Source organism: Aquimarina sp. EL_43 (assembly GCF_943422735.1).
In the GTDB taxonomy this organism is placed as follows: domain Bacteria; phylum Bacteroidota; class Bacteroidia; order Flavobacteriales; family Flavobacteriaceae; genus Aquimarina; species Aquimarina megaterium.
In genome coordinates this window covers 4996594-5009381 of record NZ_CALSBR010000001.1, presented here as the reverse complement: position 1 = coordinate 5009381, position 12788 = coordinate 4996594, and the positions used below count along the sequence as shown (strand labels likewise).

Annotated in this window: 14 protein-coding genes and 1 pseudogene; 14 read left to right on the top strand and 1 reads right to left on the bottom strand. The window is 31.5% G+C overall.

All coding sequences use genetic code 11. The features are described 5' to 3' along the window. The first annotated feature begins 20 nt into the window (after positions 1-20). From NNL09_RS21600 to NNL09_RS21565, 8 genes and pseudogenes are all read left to right on the top strand, one after another. Complete coding sequence (locus NNL09_RS21600) at positions 21-2153, top strand: glycoside hydrolase family 97 protein (protein WP_196911298.1); 2133 nt, start codon at positions 21-23, stop codon at positions 2151-2153. Between the two features lie 328 nt (positions 2154-2481). Further along, positions 2482-2877: a hypothetical protein gene (locus NNL09_RS21595; protein WP_152538305.1), complete on the top strand. Its 396-nt coding sequence runs from the start codon at positions 2482-2484 to the stop codon at positions 2875-2877. Between the two features lie 24 nt (positions 2878-2901). Further along, on the top strand, positions 2902-3447 hold the full coding sequence (locus NNL09_RS21590; protein ID WP_196911297.1) for an MOSC domain-containing protein: 546 nt from the start codon (positions 2902-2904) through the stop codon (positions 3445-3447). A gap of 127 nt (positions 3448-3574) precedes the next feature. Then, a complete protein-coding gene (locus NNL09_RS21585; protein WP_196911296.1) occupies positions 3575-4165 on the top strand; it encodes a YdeI family protein in 591 nt (196 codons plus the stop codon). 361 nt (positions 4166-4526) lie between these two features. Beyond that, on the top strand, positions 4527-4913 hold the full coding sequence (locus NNL09_RS21580; RefSeq protein WP_196911295.1) for an HU family DNA-binding protein: 387 nt from the start codon (positions 4527-4529) through the stop codon (positions 4911-4913). A 346-nt stretch (positions 4914-5259) separates the two neighbouring features. After that, positions 5260-5418 (top strand): annotated as a pseudogene (locus NNL09_RS21575) (tyrosine-type recombinase/integrase); the annotation flags it as partial. Between the two features lie 67 nt (positions 5419-5485). Then, on the top strand, positions 5486-5983 hold the full coding sequence (locus NNL09_RS21570) for a hypothetical protein (RefSeq protein ID WP_196911293.1): 498 nt from the start codon (positions 5486-5488) through the stop codon (positions 5981-5983). Between the two features lie 190 nt (positions 5984-6173). After that, a complete protein-coding gene (locus NNL09_RS21565; protein WP_025665507.1) occupies positions 6174-6737 on the top strand; it encodes a hypothetical protein in 564 nt (187 codons plus the stop codon). A gap of 734 nt (positions 6738-7471) precedes the next feature. Here NNL09_RS21565 and NNL09_RS26225 read toward each other — a convergent pair. Then, positions 7472-7603, bottom strand: a complete 132-nt coding sequence (locus tag NNL09_RS26225) for a hypothetical protein (RefSeq protein WP_255518925.1) — start codon at positions 7601-7603, stop codon at positions 7472-7474. Between NNL09_RS26225 and NNL09_RS21560 the strand changes: the two genes are divergently transcribed. From NNL09_RS21560 to NNL09_RS21535, 6 genes are all read left to right on the top strand, one after another. After that, positions 7602-8240, top strand: a complete 639-nt coding sequence (locus NNL09_RS21560) for a sensor histidine kinase (RefSeq protein WP_160170092.1) — start codon at positions 7602-7604, stop codon at positions 8238-8240. The two genes, NNL09_RS26225 and NNL09_RS21560, sit on opposite strands and share 2 nt — an antisense overlap. After that, positions 8233-8910: a LytTR family DNA-binding domain-containing protein gene (locus NNL09_RS21555; RefSeq protein WP_196911292.1), complete on the top strand. Its 678-nt coding sequence runs from the start codon at positions 8233-8235 to the stop codon at positions 8908-8910. Before NNL09_RS21560 ends, NNL09_RS21555 begins: the two co-directional genes overlap by 8 nt. A 239-nt stretch (positions 8911-9149) precedes the next feature. Further along, positions 9150-9944, top strand: a complete 795-nt coding sequence (locus NNL09_RS21550) for an alpha/beta hydrolase (RefSeq protein ID WP_196911291.1) — start codon at positions 9150-9152, stop codon at positions 9942-9944. A gap of 190 nt (positions 9945-10134) precedes the next feature. After that, positions 10135-10608, top strand: a complete 474-nt coding sequence (locus NNL09_RS21545; protein ID WP_196911290.1) for a CPBP family intramembrane glutamic endopeptidase — start codon at positions 10135-10137, stop codon at positions 10606-10608. Between the two features lie 115 nt (positions 10609-10723). Further along, positions 10724-11266 carry an ATP-binding protein gene (locus tag NNL09_RS21540; protein WP_255518924.1) on the top strand — a complete coding sequence of 181 codons (543 nt, stop codon included), beginning with the start codon at positions 10724-10726 and terminating at the stop codon, positions 11264-11266. Positions 11267-11584: 318 nt separating this feature from the next. After that, positions 11585-12742, top strand: a complete 1158-nt coding sequence (locus tag NNL09_RS21535; RefSeq protein WP_254514271.1) for an integrase core domain-containing protein — start codon at positions 11585-11587, stop codon at positions 12740-12742. Positions 12743-12788 lie beyond the last annotated feature (46 nt).

Genomic DNA, 12788 nt, shown 5'->3' with positions numbered 1-12788 from the left:
AAAAAATCAAAAACTGACAAATGACTAAAACAAAAATCATATTATTATTTATAACTCTTGTTCTCATAATATCTTGTAAACAAGAACAGTTAATTGTTACAAGTTTGTCTTCTCCAAAAAAATCAAATACTATAGAGTTTTATTTATCTCAAGATGGGACTCCCCAGTATTTGGTAAAACATAAAAATCAAATTGTAATTGACAGCTCTTCTATGGGATTTGATTTTAAAAACCAACCACCTTTAAAAAACGGTTTACAGATTATTGATACTAGATCCAATAGTGTAGATGAAACTTGGGAAATGCAATGGGGAGAACAAAGGAAGGTTAGAAATCATTACAACGAATTAATCATAGAATTAGAAGAAATAGCAGCTCCAAATCGAAAATTTAATATAAATTTTAAAGCATATGATGATGGTATTGGGTTTCGTTATGAATTTTTACCACAACAAGGTGTTGATAGTCTAATTGTAATGGATGAAAATACAGAATTTCAATTAACTGGAGATCATACTACATGGTGGATTCCGGGAGATTGGGATATTTATGAGCATTTATATAACACCACTAAAGTTTCTGAAATCAATGCATTAGCCTTAAAAGATCATAATAACTTAGCCCAGACCGCTATTCCTGAAAATGCAGTAAATACCCCTGTGACTATGCGTACATCTGATGGAATATATTTAAGTTTCCATGAAGCTAATCTTACAGATTATGCCGGGATGACACTAAAGATTGATAATGATACTTTTAAATTAACGAGCGAACTTGTCGGTTCTGATAGATTAGGTTATAAAGTGAAAAGAAACTTGTCTAAAAAAATGGTTAAAACACCATGGCGAACTATTCAAATAGCAGATAAAGCAACCGAATTGATAGATTCTAAATTGATTGTCAATTTAAATGAACCCAATAAAATTGGTGATGTTAGTTGGTTTGAACCCAAGAAATATGTCGGTATTTGGTGGGAAATGCATATTGATAAATCCTCTTGGGATTATGGAATGACTTTGGGTGAGGATGGAAAATGGATTGACAATGGGAAAGCACATGGACGTCATGGCGCGACCACAAAGAATGCTAAAAGATATATTGATTTTGCTGCAAAAAATGGAATAAAAGGTGTTTTGGTTGAAGGATGGAATACAGGATGGGAGCGTTGGATTGGTTTTGAGGATAGAGAAGGGGTCTTTGATTTCATAACACCCTATCCCGATTATGATCTTAAAGCATTAGCTCAATATGGAAAAGAAAAAGGGGTAGAGATTATTATGCATCATGAAACCTCTGGAGCGCCTCGGACATATGAAAAACAATTGGATACAGCATTTCATATGATGAGTCAATTAGGAATTCATTCTGTGAAAACGGGCTATGTTGGGAAAATAATTCCAAAAGGCGAATATCATCATGGACAATGGATGGTAAATCATTATCGAAAGGTTTTGGAGACAGGAGCAAAATATAAAGTAGCAATAAACGCTCACGAACCGATTAAAGCTACTGGTATTCGACGTACATACCCTAATGCGATCGCCAGAGAAGGACTAAGAGGACAAGAATTTAATGCCTGGGCTGCTGATGGAGGAAACCCACCAGAGCACCTGCCGATAGTTGCTTTTACAAGAATGTTGGCAGGCCCAATTGATTTTACTCCCGGAGTGTTTGATATCTCATTGCCAACCAAAGAAAATAACCAAATTAATACTACACTTGCTCAACAACTAGCCTTATATGTTGTCGTCTATAGCCCAATCCAAATGGCTTGTGATTTACCCGAAAATTATGAAAATCAACCTGCATTTCAATTTATAAAAGATGTAGGTGTAAACTGGGAACAAACTATTGTTTTGAATGGAGAAATTGGAGATTATGTTACCATTGCACGAGAGGAAAGAAATACAGGAAATTGGTTTGTGGGAAGTATAACAGACGAAAATAAAAGAGAGATAACTATCAATTTTGATTTTCTAGAAGAAGGAAAAACATATCACGGCATACTTTATAAAGATGCAGATGATGCACATTATAAAAACAATCCTAAGGCAATAGATATTGAACATATTGAAATAGAAAAAGGAATGACAAAAAAGATTAACCTAGTTGAGGGCGGAGGGGTTGCTATTAGCATCATGTTAAAGCAATAACATAGTATAGAAAATAATTATTTATGATAGAAATGAGGAGAATAATATATCAAACGAAAATAAGTATAAGTTGTTTATTCTATGTGTGTTATATTTTGGTCTATGCTGTAAATGGTAATCTGTCTCTCTGTGATTGAAACGCTACAGAAACTAAAAACGCAAATATTTCTTTGCAAAAGAATCTAAAAATATAGATCTTGTATGTCTTAAAACCTTTAGTCGATTAAGAATTAAAAGAAAACAAATACGGGTAATTTAGTGTTATAAATTGCGATTGGTATTTCTTTGGATTTGCATCAAAACTCTAAGGTTTTTAATGCAAAAAAATATGAAAATCAAGAGTATACTGTTCTTTTTTATTACCTTAATTTTAGTTGGATGTAAAACCGATGATATAGTATGGCTTGATGGCCAGTGGGAAGGTGTAGGATGTCAATTGGATTTAGAAGAAAATAATACCTGGTCTATAAGTTTAGAAATTGATGTCTACCAACAATCATTCGAGATACAATATCCAAGTTTAGAGTGTTCTGGGCAATGGGAATTGGTAGAGTATTCATATAATCGCGCTGTTTTTAATGAATTAATTTTAGAGAACACTAATACCTGTATAAAAGAAGGAACCGTCATCATAACCAAAGTAGATGAAAACCATATTAGTTTTAGTTATTATATTATAGATGGAGAGGATGTTTTAGCTTTTTCTACCTTGAAAAGAAAATAAGAATATTGGTATATTATATACTAAATGAAGAAACCAAAAATAACCGGTGTAAGCAAAAGTCAATCTCACACTTTTAGTAAATTTAGTTGCGAGCGTATAACGCTTATTAAAGGACTCGGGGTTGAAGGAGATGCCCATATGGGAAAAACGGTAAAACATAGATCCAGAGTATTAAAAGATCCAACTCAACCCAATTTAAGGCAGGTGCATTTAATTCATTCTGAGCTATTCGAAGAATTAAAGGAGAAAGGATTTCATATTAAGAATGGAGAAATCGGAGAGAATATTACTACTGTTGGGATAGACCTATTAAGTCTTCCGAGGTATACTATTTTGAAACTTGGTCAAAAAGTGAAAATTAAAATAACCGGTTTAAGAAATCCTTGTAATCAATTAAATTCGATAAAAGAGGGATTAATGAAAGCTGTTTTGGACCATGATGAGAATGGAAATTTAATAAGAAAAGCCGGTGTTATGGGAGTAGTGGTAGAGGGCGGAGAAATATCTGTTGGTGAAGAAATAGAAATTGTATTACCAGAGAAACCATATCTTGCACTAGAAAGAGTATAAGAAAAAGGATACTATATCTACTTGTTGTGCATTTAGATATTTTTTGTAATAATCTTCCTAAATGCACAACAAGTTATAGCTATGATTTGGTAGTGTTCTAAAACATATAAATTTAATATCTCGAGCTATGCAAAAAAATAAATCAGTCGAAGAATTTATTTCAAAGAATAAGGAGTGGAAAGAAGCTCTGGAAATCTTAAGGACAATAATGCTCACCACCGAAATGAAAGAAACGATAAAATGGGGAGTACCCGTTTATACAATTAATGATAAAAATGTAATAGGAATAGGAGCATTTAAATCCTATGTAGGGATTTGGTTTTATCAAGGTGTATTTTTAGAAGATAAGGCAAAGAAGTTATTGAATGCTCAAGAAGGAAAAACTAAAGGTTTACGACAATGGAGATTTAATTCTACAGATGATATAGACAAAAAATTGATACTTCAGTATGTAACAGAGGCGATTAGAAACCAAAAAGATGGTAAGGAAATCAAACCAGAAAGGTCAAAAACAATCGAGATTCCTTCTGAATTATTAACTGCACTGAACGCTAATGATAATTTAAAAAAATCTTTTGAACAACTAACTCCTTTCAAACAAAGAGAATATTCAGAATATATTGCTACAGCAAAACGAGAAGCTACCCGTATATCAAGATTAGAGAAAATAAACCCAATGATACTCGATGGTATAGGGCTAAATGATAAGTACCGATAAAATTAATACTATTCTTTTGCAAAACCATTGCAGCTTATAAAAATGTAAGACAACTACCTCTTTTCAGTTTGTGTACCAACGATAATCTATCTTAAAAATAGTTATCTGCATAAATACAGCTATTCTAATACGTATTTATGATTTAAATTTAATTTTTAATATAATATTTTTAATAAAGATGTTAATTTTTTGACATTTTGCCAATGCAATGTGTTGTTTTACTGCTATTTTGGCACCTGTATTATGTTGTTGTTAATCAGTGTTCTATGTGTTTTTTTGATGCATTTATAGTATAATTCCTTGTTTTTGTAATGAAACTTGACCTATTACTGGTCATATGAATCTTTAAATATGATAGAATATGTCAGTACATTTTAAATCGATAGCCAGAAAGGATCCAAGGGATGCTACGGCTATCCCAAAGCACTATGCTTTGGTCGTAAGTAGTGGAGTAACCGATATTGATCAGTTATCACAATTGGTAAGTGACGGATCAACAGTTACCCGGGCAGATGTATATGCTGTCATCGTTAGATTAGTGACAACCATTCAGAACGAACTTAGCCAGGGGCGTACCGTACGTTTGGGTAAGTTGGGTAGTTTTAGTTTGGGTGTTAATAGTGAAGGGGTGGATACCCCAGAAGAGGTAACCCCATCATTAATCAAACGAACAAAAATTCGGTATCGCCCAAGTATAGAATTAAGCAACATGCTTAAGACACTTCGATTTAAAAAGAAAAGTGAGTAAGCATGTAGTTTAAGGCTACACATTAAAAGTACTCTCTGGCGCTTATGGTGCCGGGGAGTATTTTTTTACCCAAAAAACGCCAAAACTCACCTAAGAAGCGATTTTTTTTGACCTTAGATGCCGTTTTTTTCCATCTAAGAAGCCGATTTTTTTGCTCAAGACGACCAAAAATAGTACTCAAAAACATTGTTTTTGAAGCAAAAAATGTCTTAAAACAGTTCAAAAAAACAAGCTGATATGTACTCTTTTTTTATGCTGAAAATTAACTAAAATGCAATGATTTTTCGAAGAATTTTCGGGCCCAAAGAAACCCTATTTCCTGCTTAAATTTATTCAATGTAACCGTATGCTTAGACATTCTTTTGCTACTTATCTTTTAGAAAACGGAACAGATTTGCGATATATCCAAGTCTTATTAGATCATAGTTCAAGCAAAACAACAGAAATTTATATACAAGTGGCAACAAATAATTTGAGGTCTATCCAAAATCCTCTAGATTTGTGAGTAAAAGAGAAATATACCCAATTGGGTATATTCAATTATTGCATCACATTGTAAAAACTATAATCAGATGAACTCAAACCAAGAGATAGTTAGCTTAATTCATGATGAATTCGGAAAAGAAGAATTTTTAGTCTCCAAAGCAAACTACAATTTGATTGAAGTAGAATCTGACTTATGGGAGTTCACTATTTATTTTGAGACTAAAGACTCTTTGACTAGAGTTCCTGAACTTGAAAAGGCAATATCAGAACCTAACCCTCATTTTGAAGCTACTGCTTTACTAGACAAATCCTCTTTAAATCTTAGCGAAGGGAAAGTGATTGAACAAGTTGAATCTTGGGATGAAAACCGAGAAGAAAATCTTTCTAATGTTTATTACTTTGAACATGCAAACCTGGAAAATTTAAAGATTGAAATATTGAAATCTGATACTGAATTAATTACAGCTTTAATTTCTGGTCGAACTCTAATTAATGGTTCAAATGGCAACAATCCAGATGCAACAATTGAAACGACCCCAATCACTTTTAAAAAGGACAAAAACTTAGAACGAAGTGTTATGTAAACGTGTTACAACAACATATATGATGTCATAACAGCTAAGTGATGGACCGAATGGTTCTTGTATATTTGGTAAGGCGCAAAGATTTTATGTGAAAAAGATATAAAATAAGCGCAGATTAGTCGATGGCTAGGTAACATTTTGCTCTGCCACGACACATACTTATAACGTTAGCAATAATGTAAAATAAATTATGGCTTGGATTCCACTTTATCTGAATAAAGAAGACGAAAAAGAACTTTTGGATTTACTAAATTCTGAAGAACAAATAGCTTTTTTGGTTTCTGACGGAACTAAAAAATGGAAAGCAGTAAAATCGTTGACTGAATTTCCAACTGACCGAATATGTCTGTGGCATAATGAAAGTGGACCTTTGCCTCTCTTAACAGAATCTGGGGATGATGAATGGATTGAAAATCCTTGGATTGGATGGACTGAAAAACGGACTGGAGCTAATCCGGTTACACCCTATTTTGGTGCTGGGTGGCCTGGAGTTATTCACTTGAATATTCGAACTGACTATAATGATGAAATTGGAATGTCCTCGTTTGAATGGATTGGTAATCACTATTCAATAATTGGAATTTCAGCTAGCGATACAACTAAAAAATTTTGGAGTCGCTTAAAAAGACAAATTGGAAAAAATTCAACTAAACTTCCAAGAGCGGATTTTGATGGAGCAAAAAACGAAATTTATACATTTAAAAGCGCTTTAGCCGAAATTAAAAACGGAAAAGAAAGACGAAATAACCCATAAAAATACTATTGCTAACAATTTGTATATTGCATATGCCGCCTTCAGCAGGCAAATGCAACATACAAGAGACGTTGGCATTCATTTAAAGACAAAGTAGTGAAATTCGAAACATAGATACGGTAAATTTTAAATTTAAGGACTGAATTAATACCAATCACAAATTGCTTTTTACTTAACTTAAATATGTGTTAAACTTCAAATGAATATGTTAAGAAGTATTAAGTATAGACACTTCCTCTCTTTACGTTTGCAGATTTTTATGATTGGTATATTAAATACTTTTTAACACTATTATTAATTTAAATTTAGCATCTAAATTTGTTTAACCATATTAAGCTTTTTGATACCCAGTAGAATAAAGCTTTAAAAAAGAGAACTAATTTTACATTAATAGTAAAAAAAGAACAGGTTTGTTTTCTGTCATTTTGTTTTATAATTATGCTAATTAAAATAAGTAGATATATTAAAAAAAATAGAAAATTACTAGCTCATATTCTATTTTGGATAGTCATGTTGGCGTACTACATGAGTTCAAAATGGACTTTTGAATCTAATAAGATTTTATTATTCGAAAAAACAATTTTTGTAATACTCGTTCAAATTGCACTAAGCTATATAATTATTAAGCTTTTAATCCCACTATTATTAAGTAAGAAAAAAAGATTTCTATTTGGACTTAGTTGCTTATTTATAATTTATCTTACTTATGTAATATATATTGCAATTAGCAGCTATTATATAGTGCCCAAATATCCAGAAATTTTTAGTTTAAGAAGCATACCTGTTTTTAAGGAACGCATCACAAATGGTTTTGCTTTTTTAAATAATATTCCCTCATTGATTTTTCCTACAATTATTCTAATCATGTTTGAGTATTATAGACATCAAAAAGAAGTATTGACTTTAAAAGAGCAAAAAAAAACATCAGAATTAGAAGCATTAAAAAATCAATTAAATCCACATTTTCTATTTAACACACTTAACAACCTTTATGTACTTACTTTAGAGAAATCAGACGATGCGCCCGAAGTAATCGATAAGTTATCAGAAATATTAGACTATATCTTATATGGTTGTAATGAAAAATTTGTACCATTGGCTAATGAAATAAAATTACTTAATAATTATATTGCTTTAGAGAAATTACGGTACGGAAAAAGATTGAAAATTAATTTTGAATACGAAGCAGGTAATGAAGCAAATATTGCACCACTATTATTACTTACTTTCTTAGAAAATGCATTCAAACATGGTGTACGTCAAGAAACAAATAAGGCCTTTATTAATATTAAATTAAAAGTAAGCAACGAAACAATCTATTTTCAGATAGAAAACACAAAACCTTTACTGAGTTCGGAAACTAACAACCAAAAAAGAATATCAATTGGACTTCCAAATATTAAAAAGCAACTCAATATTCTGTATCCAAATAATTATGTTTTGGAATTAAATGATAACGAGCAAAAATTTTCAGCAAACTTAAATTTAATAACTAATGTATAGATGCATAATTGTAGATGATGAAGAATTAGCTAGAAAACTTATAAAAAGACATTTGTCGGAATTAAAAGGGTTTGAATTAGTAGCTTCGTGTGAATCAGCCTTAGAGGCTCTTAAAATCCTTAAAGAAGAAGACATTGATTTAATGTTTTTAGATATTGAAATGCCCTTACTTACAGGTACAGATTTTCTTAAAAACCTGATGGCACAACCAAAAGTCATTTTCACTACAGCTTATAGAGAATATGCGTTAGAGGGATACGAATTAAACGTTATTGATTATCTTTTAAAACCTATTAATTTCTCAAGGTTTTTTAAGGCTATAGAAAAGTTTTTAGAGACTCAAAAAAAAAGAAGTGAAAATTCAAAGGATGAACATATCTATATTAGAAGCAATAAAAAAAATATAAAAATCGTTCTCAACGATATTTTGTTTGTAGAAAGCATGAAAGATTACATTCAGATTCATTTTAATACTAAAAAAATCCTTTTTAAAGGTGGGATAACAGCTTTTGAACAAAAACTAAATCATCAATTTTTACGTGTACATCGTTCATATATTGTAAATCTCACTAAAGTAACAGCTTATACCAAAAGTGATATAGAAATTGATAAAATTGAAATTCCCATTAGCAATTCTTACAAAGAAAAAGTTTTCAAGGAACTTAACTAATCTTCAGAGTATATATTAAACTTATTTACTTATAGACACTTATCCACTTAACGATTGCAGATTTTACTCATTGGTCTATTTTGATGTTTTTGGTTATATAATTAATATAAATTTAGAGTTCAAAACCATTTAGCTAATCACTATTGTATAAAAGTGATATGGGGTTTTTGAATTAAACCTAAATAAAAAGAGGAGAGTAAGTTTAACTAAAAAGATTTCCGATTACTCGGAAAATAAATATGAAAAAAATATTTAAAATCAGTTTAATAGTCATTGGTAGTATAATCCTTGTTTTTATAGGACTTAAAATATATAACCACATCAACACACCAGAATGTATAGTCGAATTTCATGGCGAAACTGTTCAGTTCGCGTCAAAAGATAAGGTACAAATAACTGCCGATGTTTACAAGGTAAATAATACATCGACACCTTGGATTATTTTATACCATCAAGGTAGTTATAGCCGTGGAGAATATCATCCAATTGCTTCAGAATTAAATACGTTAGGGTTTAATTGTATTGCTATAGACCAAAGGTCTGGTAATACAATTAATGGTATTGATAACCAGACTCGTATTGAAGCGAGTAAACTGGATAAAGGTACACGATATTATCATGCGTATCCAGATATGGAAGCTGGTTTACAATATGTTAAAGATAATTTTAACCCCAAAACACTGTTGGTTTGGGGGAGCTCTTATTCTGCATCACTTGTCTTGATACTTGGTAAAGAATATCAAACTGAAATAGATGGTATAATAGCATTTTCACCACCGGCATTGGAATATAAAGAGATACAAATAAATGAATATGCAAAAAGCGTAAAACTTCCAACTTTTATTGCGGCTTCAAGCTCGGAATATGAAGACGCTAAAACAATTTATGATTTAATTCAGACCTCAAACAAAAAAATTTATGCACCAGAAACAGGAGGATTACATGGTTCAAAATCACTTTGGAATTGTTCTGAAGGCAATCAAGATTATTGGAAAGAATTACAATCTTTTTTAAGTCAATTTAAAAAACCGTAATTAATAAACCGAATAAAAACTTTCTTATTAAAACAAAAACAGTTGATTTGAATTTAAATAACCCTTCTTCAATAGTAGGTTTTATAGCTAATGGACTTTTTTGGTCATTTACAACTTTAGTAGTAGCAAGCTGGAGAATGAAAATAAGAGGCGTCTCTTAGAAAGGTTTGGGCTAAAAAAACCCGACAACTTGTGGAAAACACTCGGTGTTTCTGTTATTATTTTCACAGCAGTAATGGTCTCAATAATTGTCTTTGAACTTATAAAAGATAATTTACCTATTTCCATTGCAGAAGATACTTCATCAGAAAGTGCAGTTTTTAAGTTTGGAGACCTAAAAGGGAATTGGTCTCATTTTTTTCTTATTATTTTCTTCATTTGGGTTGAATCTATGTTGGAGGAATTATTAGATAGAGGGTTCTTAATGAACTGGATTGAAAAATTCTTTTCAATGACCTCTTATGCAACAGTGATTGCTTTAGTGTTACAGGCAGTCATTTTTGGGTTTATACACTCAAATGACCTGTCAGAAAGGTCAATAACAGTTGGATTAATTGGTTTAATTATGAGAATAGCATACGTGAAATTAGGACGTAATTTATGGCCTTTAATTATTGCTCATTGTATATTAAATAGTATGTCTATGGTGGAGAGAGTGATGTAACAAAAAAATTAAAAATGCATGCCAACAACGTGTATATTTAATTGCTATAGTTGGCTAAGACAATGGTTTTCCCCTACTTTTTACTATATTGTAAATACGGAAAATAATCGTGTACTTGTACGCAACTAATCATACACGAACACGTTACCATACATTTGAAAAAAGCAAAATGATACATCTGATAGTTGGAAATACAGGTTCTGGAAAAACGACATACTCAACGGAATTGAAAAGTAAAACAAACGGAATTATTTTTTCAATTGACAAATGGAATAAGACGTTATTTCTTGCCGACAAAAAAAAGGATGACGGATTGGAATGGTTTTTAGAAAGAATTGATAGGGCAGAGAAAATGATAATGGAGTTGGTTCGACAATTAGAAAATTCAAAGACTGACTCTATTCTCGATTTAGGTTTGTCAAAATTTGAGCACAGAGAAAAATTTAGAAAATTTGCTGAGTCGAATGAATATGAACTAAAAATTCATTTTTTGGACATATCAAAAGAAACACGATGGAAAAGAGTAATGAAAAGGAACAATGAAAAAGGAGCTACTTACGAATTTGAAGTAACGAAAGAAAACTTTGATTTTATGGAAAATTGGTTTGAGAAACCGAGTGCAAAAGAGATTAATGGAGGAATAATTGTTGCTGAATAAAAAGGTGTGGTAACAACATGTATAAAACATAGCTAATAAATGCTAAACCAAAAGTTTCTGTTTATTTGCAAAGACCACCAAATTTAAAAATTTGGCTTTAGAATAAAAAATTAAAACAAAACATAAAAATTCGGTTCTGTGTTAATCCGAAAAGTTAGCATCATTTTACACACTACGTTTCATACACAAACCGTTACCTATTATTAGGGTACGTTAAACAAACATCCTTTACAAAGTTAAAGAAACATAGTTTACACTTTTTAAGGTATAATTTGAGGGAAAAATCAAATTATCATGCCTTGGAAAACGACAACAACTATGAAACAAAAAATTGAATTTATCTGTGAATGGCGAACAGGAAAGTATACCATCACAGAATTATGTAAGAGTTTTGGAGTCTCCAGACCAACAGCCTATAAATTGATTCATCGATTCGAAAATCAAGGCTTTGAAGGTCTAAAAGAACTATCCAGAAAGCCTGGAAAACATCCTAATACAACGGATCAAAAAATCATTGAAAGTATTCTTAAGTTAAAAGAAAAATATAAGTTATGGGGGGCGAAGAAAATTAGGGTTTTATTGTTTAAAGAATTTCCAAAAGAGCAAATCCCTTCTGTGGTTACGGTTCATAATATTCTTCGAAAAAACGGTTTGGTATCCCCTCAAAAACGAATGCGTAGAGTAAAGCCTATACACCCTATTTTTGACCCCAAAAACTGTAATGAAGTATGGAGTGCCGATTATAAAGGTAAGTTCTTAATGGGTAATAAAATCTACTGTCATCCACTAACTATAGCGGACTCTAAAAGTCGATTCTTATTCGCCGCCAAAGGACATTACAAAGAAACACTAAAAGCTGCCAAGACAGCATTCACAAAGGTTTTTAGAACCTACGGCATCCCAAAACAAATACATACTGATAATGGAAGCCCCTTTGGATCTGTAAGAGCCATACAACGATTTACACAACTCTCTTATTGGTTTATAGAACTAGGTATTATCCCTGTATTTTCTGACCCAGCACACCCAGAACAAAATGGTAGACATGAACGTATACATCGCGATTTAAAAGCGGCTTGTGCCAAACCTTCAGCCTTTGATCTAAAAGCACAACAAAGGCGTTTAAACCACTTTGTAAAGGAATATAATCACATAAGACCACACGAAGCTTTAGATATGAAAACACCAGCGGATGTACACGATTTTTCCTGTAGACCATTCCCTGAAAAAATAAAAGATTTTGACTATGATTCTAAGTATAAAATTCTAAAAGTAACGAAGAGCGGAGCTATAAGATGGAAGTCCTATTATTGGGTGTATTTAACTGCAGCATTAAAAGGAAAATATGTAGGAATCCAAGAGCTAGGTAATGGTATTTGGAAAGTCTATTATAGAAATGTATTTTTAGGTTTCTTTGATCAAAGAAATCTAAGACATAAACAACAATCAACAAGGTTAGAAACTAATTTAGTGTAAACACCTAATCTTTAACTTGTGTAAACTATGTATCTTAACGAACATA